The following is a 17,964-nucleotide window of genomic DNA, read 5'->3' on the forward strand; positions in this document are numbered from 1 at the left end:
TCACCGCCCGCGGCTCAAACCCAGCCCGCCGCCCCCAGCACAGCCCCGGCACCAATCAGCCACAGCATGTGGACCTTGGTGCGCCAGACCACCAACGCCGTCACCGCGGTCAGCAGCCACAAGGGCCAGTCCCGACCCGGCTGAGGGTGGGCGGCCGCCAACAGCCAACCGGTGGCGATCAGCAGCGCGATGACGATGGGGGCCATGCCGGCCTTGAATGCCCGCACCGCCCGCAGCTCCCGGTTGCGGTGGGCCCAACGCGTGGCGGTGTAGGTCAGCACCGAGGACGGCAGCATGATGCCCATCATGGCCACCGACACACCCGCCAAGCCCGAAAGTGCGGCCCACCCGCCGACTTGCAGGCCGCCGCCTGCGTTCAACCCCACGTTCCAGCCCATCAGCGCCACAAACAGCACGTTGGGCCCGGGCGCGGCCTGGGCCAGGGCAATGCTGGAGGTGAACTGTGCGTCGGTCAGCCACTGGTGCTCGTTCACCAAGTAGCGGTGCATGTCGGGCGCGGTGGTGATGGCGCCGCCCACGGCCAGCAGCGACAACATGCCAAAGTGCACAAACAAGGCCCACCAGTCGGCCAGCGTGAAGGACAGGCTCATGGGCGTTCCCCCATCCGTTCCAACCGGCCCAGACACACCCACGCCCACACGCAGGCCGCGCTGCCCAAGCCCAGCAGCACCCACGCCAGGGGCCAGTGCAAAACGGCCACCGCCACAAACGTGATGCCCGCCAAGCCGACACACGCCCCCATGCCCATGGGGTTGGTCCTGAGCGCCGACATCAATTTGATGCCGGTGGCCACGATCAAACCCGCGGCCACGGCACCCATGCCCCGCAACGCCCCCTGAGCCACCGGGGTATCGGCCACGCCGCCAAAGGCCACCGCCAGCAACAGCACCACAACCAGGGGAAACAGCAACATGCCCCCCAAGGCCGCCAGTGCGCCGCTCCAGCCAAAGTAACGTCCACCGATCATCAACGAGAGGTTGACCACGTTGGGCCCGGGCATGATTTGGGCCACGGCCCAATCTTCCACAAACTGCTCACGCGTCAACCATCGCTTGCGTTCTACCAACTCGCGCTGGACCACGGCCAACACGCCGCCAAAGCCCTGCAAGGCCAGCCAGGTGAACGACCAGAACAAGTCGCTGCGCGACCGCGGGCGGTGGGTGGAAACAGGTTCATCCATGTGCATGGCGTGGATTGTCTCTTGAGCGGCAAAACCCTGTGGCTTAAAATATTCCACGATGTATATTATGTTAAGTTTCATACAAAGAAGCTGAACAAGAAAAAAGGCTGCGGTTGAAACACACAAGGTTTCCAGACCGCAGCCCACTCGGGCTCACCCTCCGGCCATCACCGCCTGCGGGCCAAGCTCCTCAAACAAAACCCCTTTGAACACACGCACGGGGTTGCCACGTTCCACTTCACGGTGGGCCACCCGCCGGGCGGCCCGCGCCACCTGAGCGTGCTGGTCCGCGTTCTGCGACAGCTTGTGCACGAGCAGCGCCCGGGCCAGGCGCTTGTTGGCGTGCTGGCTGCGCTCGGTTTGCACTTTCACACTCACCCCTGTGGGCAGGTGTGTGAGGCGCACGGCCGAATCGGTCTTGTTGACGTGTTGCCCCCCTGGACCGCTGGCGCGCAAGGTTTCAAACCGGAGGTCTTTGTCCTGAACGGGGTCTTCTTGGGCACCGGGTTCAAACACCGCACCACCGATGAACCAGTTCTTTCGGGCGTGGCCCGGACGGTATGGACTGGGGCACGTCCACAACATGCTGCCTTCCCAGCGTTGTGCCACGGTTTGGGCTGCGGGCCCTTCCAGCGCCAACAGGACGGAGCGCAGGTTGCCCGCCACCTGGGCAGGCACGTCTTCCAGCAGCTCCACCGTCACACCGGCCTCTGCACACTCACTCAGCACCACACGCAGGGCCAAACGCACGGCCAGGCAGCATTCTTCGGGGCCGGTGTTCGCGGACAGTTGCAGCAAGATCATGCGCAGCACTCCCCACGGGTTTTGTAGGTCAACACCGGGCTGGTTCGGGCCAGCACCTCCACGAGTCCGGCCCCCACCAGGGCTTGGACCACGCTGTCGATGGGTTTGTAGGCTTGCGGTGCCTCTTCGTAAATGAGTTGCTTGTCGTTGCAAATGACCCGGCTGCCCAGGGCCGTTCGACCGAGTTGGGTGGGCGTCAGCAGCTTGAACAGACGCTCTTTGCATGCCGACCGCCCCCATTTGCGCCCTGCCCCATGCGCCAAGGACCACAAGGTGTCGTCGCACAGGCGGGTGGGCCGAACCAGATGGCTGTGGTCCCCACGCGATCCAGGGATCAGCACCACACCCTGGTCGGACGGTGTGGCTCCTTTGCGGTGCAGCCACCCCGCCTGACCACCCAGCGTGGCCGGAACGACAAAGTTGTGGTTCACGTCCAGCAAGCATTGCCCTTCCGTGCGCACGTTGGCCAGCAGGCGTTGCGCCACGCACAGGCGGTTGCAACGCGCAAAGCGCAAGGCCGCGTCGTGTTGGTCCATGTACGCCGCTGCATCCGCACTGTCCGCAGGCAAACCATGGTGACCGAAGGTGTCCACGTGTTGGCGCAACACCCGCTCCCCCAGGCCCCGCGAGCCGCTGTGCACCAACAGCAGCAGGCGCTGCGGGTCGATGCCCAGGGCTTCCAGTGCACCCGGCACATGGACCGTGTCCACCTGCTGGAATTCGGCAAAGTGGTTGCCGCCACCCACGGTGCCCAGCGCCAGGGCATGGTCGCTTTGCGGTACGCCACACTGCGCCATGGCTTGCGCCAACGCCGCGGTGTCGTCCATCGGACTGTCGATGTTGCCCACGCGCTTTTCCAGCTTGTCCAGTTTGATGGCACTGGCCCGCAAGTCGGTCTGCCACAGCGCCATGCCACACCCAATGTCATTACCCACCAAGGTGGGGTGAAGGGTGTGGGTGGAGAAGAAAGCCGCGCCCACAGGGAAGCCGCGCCCGGGGTGCAAATCCGGCATGCCCGCCACACGTTGCATGCCCGGCAGTTGAGAGGTGGCGATGAGCTGCGCAATGGCAGCGTCTTCCATCCACGTGTTGTCGGAGGCGACCACACAGGCGCGATCCGACACGTTCTTGACAAAATTGCCCATGAAAAATCCAGATTCAAAAATGTTTGAAACCGGACTGGGACAGATGCGCGCCACTGGCGCGCCAAAACAGGGGAAGGGCTTAACGCGTCATGGCGCAAGCCCCCACCACGGCTGACCCAGCCCACAGGGAGGTCGTGTTCTTTTGCATGTTGTTCTCCTGGTGGGTGAATCGGTGGGGTGCGCAAAAAACGCAGGCCGCGACTCTAGCCGCAGGCCCCACACAAGGCAACGCCGTCGGCACCGCGTGACGCATGGGCGCAACAGCGGCCTGCGGGCGGCGCTCAGTGGGCGGACAACGTCATGGTGTGAACGAAGGTCTGCCCATCCATCTTCAACGGCCGGTAACCCCCCTGAGCCCACGTGGCGGCCATGTCGCGGTAGCGTGGATCGAAGGGGTTGCCCGACTGCCCGGTTTGGTAGATGAAGCGGCTGTTGTCCAGGTTGGACAGGTCGTACAGGGCCCGCAATGACGCCGCATGCCGATTGGCGAACGGCAGGGACGGCTGATCCAGGTTGTAGCGCCCCACGTTCACGGTGAACGTGTCACCCCCCGTGGGCACCCGCACCTCAAACAGCGACGCCAAGGGGGCCACGTTGCTGAAGGGTTGGTGTTTGGACACGGCGGGATGCGCCCTGCCCCATTGCCAACGTTCCAGGTTGGCACCGTAGCGGGTTTGCAAATCGGCCAATGCCTGGTCCAGCGCACGGCTCACCTGGGCCGGGCAACCGGCTTCTCCACACCAGAAGCGGTCGTTTCGGGCCAGAAGGCCTTCCACCGCGTCGCGGAACTGCCGCTTGCCGTACAGGCTGTTGAACTTGGCCTCGCCCAGCTTTTGCCCGATGGTCAGGCGGGTGAGCGCGTCCACCCAGGCGGCAAATATCAGCGGGGCCGCCTGGTTGGCGGCCATGGTGCCGTCAAAGTCCTTCAGCAGCGCCAGGGCCCGTGCACCCAAGGGGTGTTGCGGTTGGGCCGAACGCAAGGCGGGCAACAGGCGCACGGTGGCCAGAGACTTCACATCCCCCTGGATGCGGCCCAGGCTGTCCAGGTTGTGGCGTTCGCGGCTGCGCAGCAGCTGCTGGATGCGGTCTTCCCGGTCGGGTGAGGCCCAGTCCTGCGTGAGGAAGGCCGGGAAATCCGCTCCGTGGATGCGCTGGTTGGCGGTGGCCAGCCAGCCTTGGTCAGCGCCCAGGGCCTGACCGGTGCCGGGTTGCCCCGACACCACGGCGGCTGGGGCCTCGTTGGGCGCGCTGTGGGCGGCGTCATGGGATGGGGCCGAGGGAGGTGCCAGGTGAGCCTCAGGGGTTTGCGCATAGGGCAGCCAACCCGCCCAGTCGTAGCGAGGTTCCCAACCGGGTGCCGGGGCCATGCCTTTCAGGTCGTTGTTCGGGGCGCGGACGGGCACTTTGCCTGCGGCCTTGTAGGCCACCCGGCCTTGCACGTCGGCCACCACCACGTTCTGCATGGGAGAGTGGTAATGCCGATAGGCGTGCAACAGCTCGTCCACCGACTGGGCCGTGGCCCCTTCCAGGCCGGCGAGCACGGTGTGGTTGTCGGCGTCCAACGCACTCCAGCGCAGGGACAGCACGTAACGGCGGGTGTCGATCACCTTGGCGTGGGACGCCTGGGCGTCGGTCAGCACCGGACCGTGGCGGGTGCTGCGCACGCGTTGAATGACCTCGCCCTGCCCTTTGACGGGAATGCGCTCCTCGCGCACCTCGAAGTCGGCCCACACGGGTTGATCGGTGGTGCCGGGCACACGGTATTGGTGGGGGTTGTCGGGGTTGATCTGTTCCAGGTACAGGTCCTGAACGTCGGGACCGGTGTTGGTGAACCCCCAGGCCACCTGGCGGGTGCGCCCCAGGATCACCATGGGCAGGCCGGGCAAGGTGGCGCCCATCACATCGAGGGGACGGCGTTCGTGTTCGGACGCCTCGCTGTCGCTGCGGCCCGGGGCCTGCAAACGCGCAAAGTACCAGATGGCGGGTGCGCTCAGGCCCAGGTGCGGGTCGTTGGCCAGCAAGGGCAAGCCCGATTCGGTGCGCCGCCCGGACACCACCCAGTTGTTGGAGCCCTTGCCTTCCACGTTGCCCAGCCGGTCGGTCCAGGCCACCAGGTCAGCGGCCAATCCGGTCGTGGCCGATGGCGCGGACGCCGTGGCCACCTTGGCCGGGGCATCCGCCTCGCCGGGGGGCGCGAACACGCCCAAAGACCGGTACAGCGCGGCCAGGTCGATGGCGGTGGCCGGGGCCTCGCCGGGGTAGGCAGGCATCAACGCCCACAGCTGCGGTGTGTCCAGCACTTGCAAGGCTGACAGGCGGGCCCATTCGTTGCCCCAGTTGCCGCCCAGGTCCAGGGCCATCATCAAGGCCCAGCCCACGCAGTCTTCAGCGGTCCAGAACTGGCCTTGCTGGGCGGTGGCCTTGGGGTCAATGCCCAGCAGCTTGAACTCCGGTGCCGCCGGTTGCGCTGTGTGGGCCAGGAAGCTGTTGATGCCTTCGGCGTAGGTTTGCAAAGCCTGCTTGGCGTCGGACGGCAAGGCGTCGAACTGCGCCTTCGCGGCTTGGCGGATGCCCAGCGTCAGCAACAACCGGTCGGTGGCCAAGGCGGCGGGGCCGAACACCTCGGACAAGCGCCCGTGCATGACGCGGCGGTTCAGCTCCAGCTGCCAGGCGCGTTCCTGGGCATGCACCATGCCCAGCGCACGGTAGGCATCCAGGCGGGTCTGGGCGCGAATGTGGGTGACGTCGGCGGCGTCGCGCTGCACGGTGACGGTGCCCTGCAATCCGGGCAACACCTGTTGGCCGTCGAGCTGCGGCAGGCTGCGAAGGGCATACACCGACAGCACGCCCCCGCCCGTGAAGGTGGCAGTGGTCAGGGCCGCCAACACGGCCAGGGCCGTGCGTTTCAGGCGCGAGGCGCGACGAGGGGGCAAGGGGGAAGCGGAGTGCGTCATGGCGCGAGAAAAGGTCAGCAATCAGTCGTGGTGGTCCCAGCGGATGAGCGCGTCGCGCCCCTCCACGGCGAAGTCCACTGGCAGGCCCACGGGCAACAGCACCTTGGTGGGCACGTGGCCAAACGGCAGCCCGGTCAGCACCGGCACCTGGGGCAACTGCTCCCGCAGCCACCGCACCACGGCGGGGATGCCGAAACCCCGGTCGTAGCCCGGCACCAGCTTGTAGTGGCTGAACTGGCCCAGCAGCACGGCCTTCTGGCGGCCCAGCACACCGGCGTGCAGCAGCTGGGTCAGCATGCGTTCGATGCGGTAGGGATGTTCCCCCACGTCCTCCAGGAACAACACCCCCCCGTCCACCGCGGGCAGGTAGGGCGTGCCCAGCAACGAGGTCAACACCGTGAGGTTGCCCCCCCACAGCATGGCATTTTCTATATCAAAAATGCCTCTGGCGCTTTCATATAAAGCGCAAGCAGCTATGCTTTCTGCAGCAAGCCGCCAGCCTGCGCCCTCGCCCACACCCGACAGCAGGTCGTCGAAACAGGCTTCCATGATGTCGTCGGGCAGCGGCTGCTCGTCGGTGGACTGGGCAGGGTCGGCACCAAAGTCTTCCCCCAAGGCAGGACCTGCCCAGGTGTGGGTGCCGGGGCGCTGCGCCATCACCGCCAACTGCAGCGCGGTGAAGTCGCTCAGGCCCACCCAGTGCATGCCGCGCTCGACCGATTGCGCAATGGCGTCGTAGGGCAGGCGGGGCAGGATGCGGGTCAGGCCATAACCCCCACGGGTGATCATGGCCACGTCGGCACCACTGGCTGCAGCACGTTCAATGGCGGCCAGTCGATCCTCGTCGGTTCCGGCAAACCGCATGTGGTGGTTGAGGGCGCCGGAGTCCAGCTCCACCTGGTGGCCCAGGGCTTTGAGGCGGCGAAGGCCTCGGCGAAACGCGGCCCGATCGCGCACGGCGGAGGCCGGGGAATAGATGTAGATGTGTTTGCTCACGGCGCAAGTATCCCATTCACCCGCGGGTGGGACCGTCTGGCGCAATGTCCCGCCCCGAGGGACTCACCGCGGCCAACGAAGCAGTGCCAGCGGGCCAACGCGGTGGCCGTTGTCGGGGTACGGGGCGGCTTGGGCGGTTGGGGTGTCGGGCGGCACGAGGGGGCGTTCGGGCACTTGGTGGGCCGGGGCAAAGCGCTCGGGTACCAGCCTGTGCAGCGCCGCCCCCAGGCCGTGGCCGTCGTCGTCCAGCAGCAGGGCCAGGTGGTGGGCCTCCACCCGCTCCAACCATTCCGTCAGCACCTGCAGGTGCCAATCGCGTTGGTGGATGTGGCTTTTCTTGGGTTTGTCGCTCAGGCCAAAGCCGATCAGGTCCGGGGCCAGCACCCTGTGGCCCTGGGCCACCAGCGGCGCGATCAAGGGGGCGAAACGGTGGCACCAGTCCTGGGGGGGGTGCAAGGCCAGCCAAGTGACGGCGGGGGTGTCCGAAGGGGGGGCAGAAGGGGTGGCCGCCGGGACCACAGGCCGTTCGTCCAGGTAATGCAGGCGCAGCCCTTGCAGGCTGGGCAGGTCGCTGACGTGGTGTGAGGCGCACGGCAGTTCGGCCCCCCCCGCCAGCCGGGACAGCGGGGTGCGCAAGGCATCGTCGCGCAAGGGCTCGGGGTTGATGCGCCGGGGCTTGAAGAAGGCTTGCAGTTCAGCCGCGCACGCTGGGGCCAGCACACCGCCCTGCACCTGCGTGTGGTGGTTGAGCTGGGGCTGGGCAAACACGTCCAGCACCGAGCCAGCACCACCGGTCTTGGGCTCGCGGGCCCCATACACCACGCGGGACAAGCGGGCATGCAGCAAGGCGCCGCTGCACATCACACAAGGCTCCAGCGTCACGTACAGCGTGCAGCCCTCCAACCGGTAGTTGCCCAGCGCCTGCGCCGCGGCACGCAGGGCCACCATTTCGGCATGGGCGGTGGGGTCGTGGCTGCCCACCGGCTGGTTGTGGCCCGTGGCCAGCAAAACCCCGTCTTTCACCACCACCGCCCCCACCGGCACTTCGCCTTTTTGGGCCGCTTTTTGCGCCTGAGCCAAAGCCAGGGACATCCAATGTTCGTCCATGGGCGTAGAGTTGCACAGATTCATGTCGGCAATGTACCCCTGGGCTGATAATCCGGTCATCTTTCTTTCATCCTGGAACAGGGCCTTGCGTGGGGCCAACCATGACAAAACCACTTAGCTGCTTGGGTTGTGCGGGTGTGCTGGCCGCTGGACTTTCTCATGCGGCCAGTGATGTGCCGTTTTTGCCCGACGGCGCCCTCACCCTCAGTCTCGTGACCTCAGCCGAGTTTCGGAGACTGTGCTTCCCCAGTGTGGCTGATGCCATGTCGCGCCCACCCAAGGTCAACCTGCCGCCTGTCCGGCCTCTGATCGATGCTGCCTGGTGATGTGCTTCGACTGTTCCGGCTGGTGGTCTGCTGGGGGATCGGCTCGGTGCTGGCCATCGGGCTGTGGCCCCTCGCGCACGCCGACGACGCCTTGATCCGCTGGCGGTCAGATGCTGCCGTGGTGCGCAGACTGGCCGACAACAATGCACCCGAGGCGTTGGCCGAGGCACAACGCTTGCACAAGCGCCTGCCCACCACGGCCACCCCGGAGGACCGAGCGCGAAACCTCAACCTCCAGGCCCGGGTGGAAAGCTACATGGGGGACACCGCATCCTCCATTCGGCATGCGGACCAGGCCATTGCCCTGGCCCGCTCCCACGCGCTGAAGGAAGCCGAGGCAGAAGCGTGGTTGACCAACGTCCTGAACTTCATCAACACGGCCGAGATGTCCCGTTCGGTCGAAGCCACCGAAAAGGCCCTGGCCTTGCTGCAAGGCTCCAACAATGTGGGTTTGCTCAGCGAAGCCATGCTGCGAGCGGTCGCCTCGTCCTTGCGCAAGGAGCAGATGGATGAGGCCATTGCCCTGTCCCTGCAACTGCTGGAGCTGGCGCAGCACAACCAGCAACCGCTGGCCCTGACCCACGCCTACCAAGCAGTGGCTGCCGTGTACAGCCAGAGCAATCGGGAAGCCGAGGCCATCGAACACTATGCCCGCATGACCGAGCTGGCCAAGCTGGCCGGCTCCGGCATGCTGGAAGCCCATGGCATGTCGGCACAGGCCAGCTTGCTCAAGCATCGCGACATGGCCACTGCCGAGCAATTGACCCGGGCCGCCGTGGCCCGGTTTCGCACCATCGGCATGCCGCTCTACCTCGCCCACAGCCTGTACGGTTTGGCAGACATCCTTCGGGCGCAAAAGGAGCATGCTCGTTCGTTGGAAACCCTGAACGAGGTCGCCGCCATTTACCAGCGCCACCCCAACCGGCTGGGCCAGTGGCGGCTGCTGCTGGCGTTCAGCCAGGATCACCAGGCGCTGGGCCAATTGGCCCAGGCTCAGGCCAATGCCCAACATGCCATGGCCATTGCAGATGAACTGAGCCTGCCGCTGTACTTCACCCAAAGTGCTCGACGCTTGTCCGAGGTGGAAGCGGCGTTGGGGCACCATCAGGCGGCATACGACCTGATGGTTCAGGCCCAAAGCCATGCACAGCACCTTGAAAAAGAACGCATCAGCAACCGCCTGGGCGAGCTGTCCAAACGGTTCCAACAAGACAGCAGGCAACGCGAAATCGAGCGTCTCGCCCAAGAATCCGAGGTTCAATCCATCGGACACCGATGGTTGGTGACGTTGCTGGGAGCGGCCACCCTGCTGCTGGCACTCACGGGGTATCACCTGATCAAGGTGCAGCGCATCAACCGGCAGACCAAGACCTTGAACCACGAGCTTCAGCAGTCCCGCAACCGCATGCAGGCCATGCTGGATGCCCTGCCCGACCTCGTGTTTGAAGTGAACATGGAGGGACGCTACCTCAGTTGTCACACCCGCGAACATGCGCTGCTGATCACCCCTGCGGCGGAACTGCTGGGGCGAACCGTGGTTGAAATACTTCCACCCCACGTGTGCGAGGTGGTGATGAAAGCGCTCCATCAGGCGCAGAAAGAAGGCACCTCGTCCGGCTGGCAGTACCCGTTGCACCTGCCCAAAGGCCTGTGCTGGTTCGATTTGTTCATTGCCAAGATGGACCCGCTGGAGGGCTCTGACGAAGAACGTTTCATGGTCATGGTGCGCGACATCTCCGTGGGCAAACAGGCAGAAATCGACCTGAAAGAGAGCGAACACCGCTACCGACAGGTGTTTGAGTCGGTCTCTGACACGCTGTACCTGATGGAAATCACCCCTGACGGGGACATCAAGAACCTGGAGTTCAACCCGGCCTTCGAAGCCCTCACGGGCAAATCAAGGCATGACATGGTTGGGCGCAGCATGAAAGACACCTTCTCTCCCGAAGGTGCCCGTGTCACCGAAGCCAAGATCCGGCGCTGCCTGGAAACGGGGCAACGCCACGACGAAAACATCACACTGGAATTGGCGGGAGTGACGCGGCACCTGCACGCCACCGTCATTCCCGTGCGAGACGCCACGGGCCGCATCCACCGGGTGGTGGGCATCGGACGCGACATCACCGACCAGGAACGCGCCAAGCAGCTGATGCTGAGCCAGTTGGAACTGGACCGGCGACTGGCACATTTTGCTGAACTGGCTCCCGGTGCCATGTTCTCTTATCAGCAAAGCAGCGAACAGGCCCAAGGCTTCTTCCATTACGCCAGCCAAGGCATGGAAGACGTGTGCGGCGTCACATCCGCGCAGCTCCTGGCAGACCCCCATGCGTTCCTGAAGCACATTGCCCCGGAGGTCCTTGACAGCCTTTGGAACTCCTTCTTCCAAGCCGCTCAGGCGCGGGAAACCTGCCACATCGAATACCAAATCCAACACCCCACCCAGGGAGAGCGTTGGCTGGAGCTGCGGGCCACCCCCGAAACCAGCGATGCGGGAGTGGTCCTTTGGCATGGACACGTGATGGACATCACCGCCCGCAAGCTGGTGGAAAGCCGCCTGCATGCCAGCGAGCAAGCCTTCCGCACGCTGGCCGAGAACTTCCCCGACCCGATTGCCCGCGTTGATCTGCACGGACGCCTGATCTACACCAACCCCAAGATCCTGAAGCTGATGGCGCAATCCGGGGTGGAAGTGCGGCTCAAGCGCCCCTCCGAGTTGGCCATGCTGTGTGACGCGGCCCCCACGTCCTTGGTGGAGGCCAATGCCCGCAAGGTCATCGAGTCCGGTGAGCCGGTGGAACACCTGGCGCAATGGCTCACGCCCTTTGGCTTGCGCATTTTTGAAATTCGCCACATTCCCGAAAAAGACAGTGCAGGGCAACTGGTATCGGTCATGAGTGTGGGGCGCAACATCACGCGGCAAAAACAGGCCGAGCAAGAACTCAAGCAATCTCGCGACGAGTTGCGCCGCCTTTCCGCTCACTTGAACCACGTGCGAGAGGAGGAACGAAAGCGCATCGCCCGGGAAATCCACGACGAACTGGGGCAGATGCTGACCGCATTGAAGCTGGACCTGGGCACCTTGCGTTTGCAGTTTGGGGCCATCAACCCCGTGCTGGATCAACGCAGCCAACGCCTGGTGACGGTGGTGGAGGACACCATTCAGGTGGTGCGCTCCATCGCCACGGCATTGCGGCCCTCGTCCTTGGACATGGGTTTGGTCCCTGCTGTGGAATGGCTGGTGGCAGAATTTCGCAAGCGGTCCGATGTCGAGTGCGTGCTGCACATTCAGAACATGGCAACGCCACTGGAAGATGAGCAGTCCACCGCCTTGTTCCGCATGCTGCAGGAAGCCCTCACCAACGTCACCCGCCACGCCCAAGCCCACCGCGTGGACATCGTTTTGGACAGTGACGAAGATCATTTGCTGTTGCGCGTGACCGATGACGGTGTCGGCTTCGATCCCGATGGTCGAAAAACACACTCTTTTGGCCTCGTGGGCATCCACGAAAGGGCTTTGATCCTGGGCGGCTCTGCGAAAATCAGCAGCAGACCTGGGACCGGGACTTCGGTGGAAGTCAGCATTCCGCGTCACTTGAACGAAAGACAATTCTCATGATCCGAATCCTGTTGGCAGACGACCACGCGCTGGTCCGAGAAGGGCTCAAGCAGCTCTTCGGTCTCACCGCAGACATCGTGATCGCGGCCGAGGCCACCAATGGGGCACTGGTGCTGGACGCGTTGCGCTCGGAGGCGTTCGACGTCCTGCTGCTGGACATGACCATGCCCGGCATCTCGGGCACCGACCTCATCACGCGGGTGGTGGCTCAGGAGCCGCACCCACCCGTGCTGGTGCTGTCCATGCACAACGAACCCCAAATTGCCCGACGCGCCCTGGCCGCCGGCGCGGTGGGCTACCTCACCAAGGACTGCGACCCCTCGGTGCTGCTGGCGGCGGTGCGCCGGGTCGCCAATGGCGGACGCTTCATCGACCCGGTCATGGCCGAGTTCATGGCCTTTGAGCTGCAGGGCAAACAGGCCACGGAAGGCCACCACCACCTGTCAGACCGTGAGTTCCAGGTGCTGTGTCTGTTGGCACGGGGTAAAAGCGTCAATGAAATTGCCCAGGAACTCTCCATCAGCAATAAAACCGTATCCACCCACAAGGCACGGTTGATGGAAAAAATGAACTTCACCAACAACGCCGAAATTGTCCGTTACGCCATGGACAAGAATTTGGTTGCCTGACTTGTAGGGATTGACTGACAGCCCTCAGTCCTTTCCGATCGATAAATCAGTCTTGACTGATTTACCAAAGGGTCTTTACTTGAGATCCTGACTCCAGGCCTGCAAAGGTATTTTTTGGAGTCATTTCTGATGTCGGAAGCTGGTGTGGCGTCGTCCACGGCAGGTCGCGCTACGGGATCTTCCTTCTTCGGCTGGACCGTGGGTTCGCTGGGGATGGTGGGACTGGCGTCGCTGGTGGGGCTGTTTCACGGCTGGGTTCAGCCCGGCGGTGGAGGTTGGTGGCTCCTCTTTGGCGAAGCGCTGGCTTGCCTGCTGGTGGGCAACTGGTGGGGGGGGCGGGGCAAACGCCTGTTGCGCCGAAAGCTCAGCCACCATGCGTCGACAGTCACCCCGTCCGACGAAGCTGATGACGACACGGAGTCCTCCGGTCTGAACCGCCTGTGTGCAGGTGTTCTGCCCCTGTGGGCAGGTCAAATTGAACTGGCCCGAGCACACACCGAGTCGTCGGTCAACGCGCTGGTCGGTCGTTTTGCCGCCATTTCCCAGCGCATCGACACCACGGTGTCGGTGTCCCAGGGGCGCGCCGGGACCCAGGGGCTGCCAGACATGCTGAGTGCCAGCCAGCAAGAGCTGCATGACATCCTGGCTTCTCTCCGGGAAGCGCTGGCACACCGCAACTCCCTGCTGGACCGCGTGATCCAGATGTCCCACCACACGGGCGACCTCAAGCGCATGGCCAAAGAGGTGGCCGACATTGCCCGCCACACCAACCTGGTGGCCATCAACGCGGCCATTGAAGCCGCCCACGCGGGCGAAGCGGGCCGGGGCTTTGCGGTGGTGGCAGGCGAAGTGCGAAAGCTGTCGGCCAACTCAGGAGCCACGGGACGCAAGATCACCGAGACCATCGACGCCGTCAACCAGGCCATTGCGGCCACACTGGAAACCTCACAGCAGTACGTGGTGGAGGACGAGGCCCTGCTGAAAGACGCCGAGACCCGCATCGGCGGCATCGTGCAGCGCTTGCGGCAGACCGCAGATGACATGGCCCAGGCCAACGAGGCGCTTCGCAACGAAAGCCGCGCCATCGGTACCGAGGTGGACGACGTGCTGGTGGCCTTGCAGTTCCAAGACCGGGTGAGTCAGCTGCTCAACCTGGTGAACCAGGACTTGTCCAAACTCAAACAGCATGTCGATACACATGCGCAGCAGCTGCAACAAGGCCTGGCCCCCACGCCCATCGACGTGGATGCGTGGCTGAGCGCCCTGGCCCAAACCTACACCATGCCCGAGCAGCACGCGCTGCACACGGGCCAGCCGTCGTCTGCCGCCCCCGCGGCGTCTGATGACATCACGTTTTTCTGATCTGGAAAGGAAGTTTGCATGTCCAACAAAACCATCCTCATCGTGGATGACTCTGCCTCGCTGCGCCAAGTGGTGGGCATTGCCCTCAAGGGCGCTGGGTACGACGTCATTGAAGCCTGTGACGGACAGGATGCCCTGCGCAAGCTCACCGGCCAGAAGGTGCACCTCATCATCAGCGACGTGAACATGCCCAACATGGACGGCATTTCATTCGTGAAAGCGGCCAAACAGTTGCCCGCCTACAAGTTCACGCCGGTCATCATGCTCACCACCGAAGCCGGGGCCGACAAGAAGGCCGCCGGTCAGGCCGCCGGCGCCAAAGCCTGGGTGGTCAAACCCTTCCAGCCGGCGCAAATGCTGGCCGCGGTGTCCAAGCTCATCCTGCCTTGAGCCGAGGCCCCATGACCTTGAGCGCATGCCCCCCCCAAGCCGCAACGGCATTGTCCATTGCCGGTGAATTCAACATCTTCACCGCCATGGACACCAAGGCGCGGTTGTTGGACGCCATTGCTGCAACCCCCTACGACCCGGACACCGAGATCGGCATTGACCTCTCGCAGGTGACCGACATCGACTCCGCCGGTCTGCAACTCATGGTCATGGCCCGCCGCGAGGCCGTGCGTCAAGGCAAACGCCTGCATTTCGTGGCATGCAGTGAAGCCGTCGCAGACCTCGTGGCCCTGTGCGACATGGCGGATTACCTGGGTATTGCCTCATGAACCTCGACGACGCCCTCAAAACCTTTGTCATCGAAAGCCGCGAGTTGCTCCAGTCCATGGAGGACGCGCTGCTCCAAGTCGAAGTGACCCCGGACGACGCCGATCTGGTCAATGCCATCTTCCGCGCCGCCCACACCATCAAAGGCTCGGCAGGCCTGTTTGGCCTGGACCACCTGGTGGCCTTCACCCATCACGCCGAGAACGTGCTGGACATGGTCCGTGCGGGGGAACTGCGCATCACCGACGACTTGGCTGCATTGCTGCTGAAGGTGTGCGACCAGCTCAATGCCCTCATCGACCTGGTGGACGCCGGCGAAACCGCCGACGCTGCCACCGATCACCGCAACGCACAGCTGGTGGCCGAACTGCAAGCCTTTGCCGCAGCGAGCCACGCAGCACCGGGTTCAGCGGCTGAACAGCCCACATTCACCCAGCTTGAGCTGGCTGACGCTGGTGAGTTCCCGTGGGACGTGGCCGAAACCGACAACTGGCACATCTCCTTGCGCTTTGGCCCCGACGTGCTGCGCAACGGCATGGACCCGGTGTCGTTCATCCGCTACCTCAACACCCTGGGGGAGGTGCAGTCCATCGTCACCCTGACCGAGCAGCTGCCCCCGGCCGCCGACATGGACCCCGAGTCCTGCTACCTGGGTTTTGAACTCAGCTACCGCTCCAGCGCCGAAAAAGCCACCATCGAAGACGCCTTCGAGTTTGTGCGCGACGATGCCCAGGTGCGCATCCTCCCGCCCCGCAGCAAGGCCCACGACTACCTGCGGCTGATCCGCGGCCTGCCCGAAGAAGACATGCGGCTGGGCGAAATCCTGGTGCGCTGCGGCACCCTCACCCGCGCGGAGCTGGACGCGGCATTGGACGCCCAGACCACCGCCAAAATGAGCCAGCACCCCGGGGACCCCCTGCCCCCCACCATTGGCGAAATGCTGGTGGCCCAGCATGTGGTGCAGCCTGCGGTGGTGGAAGCGGCACTGCAAAAGCAGCAGCAGGTCAAGCAGAACCGGGGCGGTGAAGCCGGGCTGATCCGCGTCAACGCCGACAAGCTGGACGAGCACATCAACCTGATTGGCGAACTCATCATCGCCGCAGCGGGCATCAACCTGTCGGCCCTCAAAAGCGGTGTGCCCGAGCTGCTGGAAGCGGCCTCGCTCATGAACCGCCTGGTGGAAAACGTGCGCGATTCGGCCTTGCAACTGCGCATGGTGCAAATCGGGGCCACGTTCAACAAGTTCCAGCGCGTGGTGCGCGACGTGTCCAAGGAACTGGGCAAGGACATTCGCCTGGAAATCAGTGGCGCCGAGACCGAGCTGGACAAAACGGTGGTCGAGAAGATTGGCGACCCCCTCACCCACCTGGTGCGCAACTCCATGGACCACGGCATCGAGTCCGCCGAGGTTCGCCTGGCCCGGGGCAAACCCGCCCATGGCACCTTGCGCCTGAACGCTTACCACGACTCGGGCAGCATCGTCATCGAGGTGTCGGACGACGGCGGCGGCCTCAACAAGCAGAAGATCCTGGCCAAGGCCATTGACCGGGGCATCGTCAAACCCGATCAGGTGCTTTCAGAACAAGAGATTCATGCTCTTATTTTTGAAGCAGGCTTTTCCACCGCCGACCAGATCAACAACCTGTCGGGTCGCGGCGTGGGCATGGACGTGGTGCGGCGCAACATCACCGACCTGCGCGGCACCATCGAAATCCTCAGCACCGAGGGCGAGGGCAGCACCATGCGCATCCGCCTGCCGCTGACGCTGGCCATCATCGACGGCTTCCTGGTGGCGGTGGGCGACTCGTCCTTCGTCATCCCGCTGGAGTTGGTGGTGGAGTGTGTGGAGTTGTCTGCCGATGAGGTGCGCGCCGCCCATGGCCGCCAGCAAATCAACCTGCGCGGCGAGGTGCTGCCCTTCATCCGCCTCAAAGACCTGTTTGGGGTGGGTGGCTCTGCTGCCGCCGCAGACGCCACCGCCCAAGCGCTGGAAACCGCCAGCCAGGGCAGCTACGCCCGCCGTCCTGCCCGCGAAAACGTGGTGGTGGTGCAGTACGCCGGCCAACGTGCCGGGCTGGTGGTGGACACCTTGCAGGGTGAATACCAAACCGTCATCCGCCCGCTGGGGCAGGTGTTTGCCGGCATGCAGGGCGTGAGCGGCTTCACCATCCTGGGCAGTGGCCTGGTGGCGCTGATCCTGGACGTACCGGGCCTGGTGCGGCGGGTGTCAGGCCAGGAGGCGGCGCGGTTGCATGGTCACCGCGGGACACCCAAGTCATCGCTTCTGTCCTCGGTCACAGCCTGAGTTCTGACGCACACCCATTTTCAACAAATCACCTGAGAGACCTCCATGTTCAAGAATCTGCGCATTGCACTCAAGCTGGGTCTGGGTTTTGGCCTGGTCATTGTGTTGGCCATCGTGGCCCAGTTGGTGTCGTTCAACGCCACATCGTCGTTGTTCGAGATTGCCGACGACATCACAGAAAACGCGTATCCCAAGGTTCAAGTTGCCAGCGATCTGGCCAATGGACTGGACGACATGCGGATCACCAGCCGCGAACTCATTTTGAAGACCGACCCCAAAGACATTGCCGAGCTGGAAAGCAAGCAAGACCAGATCATCAAGGACACTGAAGAGAACATCAAAAAGCTCAAACCCCTGCTGAACGAGCGGGCGGAAGAGGTCATTTACAAAGACATCGTGGAAGGCTGGTCTGTTTACCTGCCGGTGGCCAAGGAAATCCGTGCATTGGCCAGTAGCAACAAAAACGATGAAGCCACCGCACTGATGTTTGGCCGCGCGGCGCCCATCATCAAAAAGTACAGCGATGCTCTGGATGCCATGGTGAAGTTCCAGGAACAAGGCTTCACCGACAGTTCCAAGCAGGCCGATGCCTTTTACGAGCGCTCCAAATCCATGGCCATGGGCATGTTGGCCCTGCTGATGGTGGGCAGCGCCGCCATCGTGTTTGTGCTGGTGCGCGCCATCACCCGCCCCCTGGCCCAGTCGGTGGCCGCCGCCAACGCCATTGCCGCCGGGGACCTGAGCACCCGCATCGACGTCACCTCCAGCGACGAAACCGGCCAGCTGCTGGCCGCCATGCAAC

The 17,964-nt window shown here is 64.1% G+C and carries 14 protein-coding genes; 7 read left to right on the forward strand and 7 right to left on the reverse strand.

From position 1 onward, the window contains the following. Nucleotides 1-14: 14 nt before the first annotated feature. From ACYVB7_RS13085 to tadA, 7 genes are all read right to left on the reverse strand, one after another. On the reverse strand, nucleotides 15-611 hold the full coding sequence (locus ACYVB7_RS13085) for a chromate transporter (protein WP_460508313.1): 597 nt from the start codon (nucleotides 609-611) through the stop codon (nucleotides 15-17). Further along, the gene (locus ACYVB7_RS13090) at nucleotides 608-1,201 is read right to left on the reverse strand and encodes a chromate transporter (protein ID WP_460508315.1); all 594 of its coding nucleotides are present in this window, start codon (nucleotides 1,199-1,201) and stop codon (nucleotides 608-610) included. Before ACYVB7_RS13090 ends, ACYVB7_RS13085 begins: the two co-directional genes overlap by 4 nt. Before the next feature lie 153 nt (nucleotides 1,202-1,354). After that, nucleotides 1,355-2,005, reverse strand: a complete 651-nt coding sequence (prfH, locus tag ACYVB7_RS13095) for a peptide chain release factor H (RefSeq protein ID WP_460508318.1) — start codon at nucleotides 2,003-2,005, stop codon at nucleotides 1,355-1,357. Then, the gene (locus tag ACYVB7_RS13100; RefSeq protein ID WP_460508320.1) at nucleotides 2,002-3,150 is read right to left on the reverse strand and encodes an RtcB family protein; all 1,149 of its coding nucleotides are present in this window, start codon (nucleotides 3,148-3,150) and stop codon (nucleotides 2,002-2,004) included. The genes prfH and ACYVB7_RS13100 overlap by 4 nt, the downstream gene beginning before the upstream one ends. Before the next feature lie 281 nt (nucleotides 3,151-3,431). Beyond that, the gene (locus ACYVB7_RS13105) at nucleotides 3,432-6,104 is read right to left on the reverse strand and encodes a penicillin acylase family protein (RefSeq protein ID WP_460508322.1); all 2,673 of its coding nucleotides are present in this window, start codon (nucleotides 6,102-6,104) and stop codon (nucleotides 3,432-3,434) included. 21 nt (nucleotides 6,105-6,125) lie between these two features. Continuing rightward, a complete protein-coding gene (locus tag ACYVB7_RS13110) occupies nucleotides 6,126-7,100 on the reverse strand; it encodes an LD-carboxypeptidase (protein ID WP_460508324.1) in 975 nt (324 codons plus the stop codon). Between the two features lie 63 nt (nucleotides 7,101-7,163). Beyond that, the gene (gene tadA / locus ACYVB7_RS13115) at nucleotides 7,164-8,267 is read right to left on the reverse strand and encodes a tRNA-specific adenosine deaminase (RefSeq protein WP_460508326.1); all 1,104 of its coding nucleotides are present in this window, start codon (nucleotides 8,265-8,267) and stop codon (nucleotides 7,164-7,166) included. A gap of 252 nt (nucleotides 8,268-8,519) precedes the next feature. Between tadA and ACYVB7_RS13120 the strand changes: the two genes are divergently transcribed. From ACYVB7_RS13120 to ACYVB7_RS13150, 7 genes are all read left to right on the forward strand, one after another. Next, nucleotides 8,520-12,149 (forward strand): PAS domain-containing protein, encoded by a 3,630-nt coding sequence (locus ACYVB7_RS13120; RefSeq protein WP_460508328.1) that lies wholly within the window; start codon nucleotides 8,520-8,522, stop codon nucleotides 12,147-12,149. Then, on the forward strand, nucleotides 12,146-12,778 hold the full coding sequence (locus ACYVB7_RS13125; protein WP_460508331.1) for a response regulator: 633 nt from the start codon (nucleotides 12,146-12,148) through the stop codon (nucleotides 12,776-12,778). Before ACYVB7_RS13120 ends, ACYVB7_RS13125 begins: the two co-directional genes overlap by 4 nt. A 129-nt stretch (nucleotides 12,779-12,907) precedes the next feature. Beyond that, complete coding sequence (locus tag ACYVB7_RS13130) at nucleotides 12,908-14,140, forward strand: methyl-accepting chemotaxis protein (protein ID WP_460508333.1); 1,233 nt, start codon at nucleotides 12,908-12,910, stop codon at nucleotides 14,138-14,140. An 18-nt stretch (nucleotides 14,141-14,158) separates the two neighbouring features. Continuing rightward, the gene (locus tag ACYVB7_RS13135) at nucleotides 14,159-14,530 is read left to right on the forward strand and encodes a response regulator (RefSeq protein ID WP_460508335.1); all 372 of its coding nucleotides are present in this window, start codon (nucleotides 14,159-14,161) and stop codon (nucleotides 14,528-14,530) included. Between the two features lie 11 nt (nucleotides 14,531-14,541). Then, on the forward strand, nucleotides 14,542-14,859 hold the full coding sequence (locus ACYVB7_RS13140; protein WP_460508337.1) for an STAS domain-containing protein: 318 nt from the start codon (nucleotides 14,542-14,544) through the stop codon (nucleotides 14,857-14,859). Continuing rightward, nucleotides 14,856-17,162, forward strand: a complete 2,307-nt coding sequence (locus ACYVB7_RS13145) for a chemotaxis protein CheA (protein WP_460508339.1) — start codon at nucleotides 14,856-14,858, stop codon at nucleotides 17,160-17,162. The genes ACYVB7_RS13140 and ACYVB7_RS13145 overlap by 4 nt, the downstream gene beginning before the upstream one ends. Before the next feature lie 45 nt (nucleotides 17,163-17,207). Continuing rightward, the coding region (locus tag ACYVB7_RS13150; RefSeq protein ID WP_460508341.1) for an MCP four helix bundle domain-containing protein at nucleotides 17,208-17,964 on the forward strand (757 nt) is incomplete at its 3' end.

The organism is Hydrogenophaga soli, from assembly GCF_054777695.1.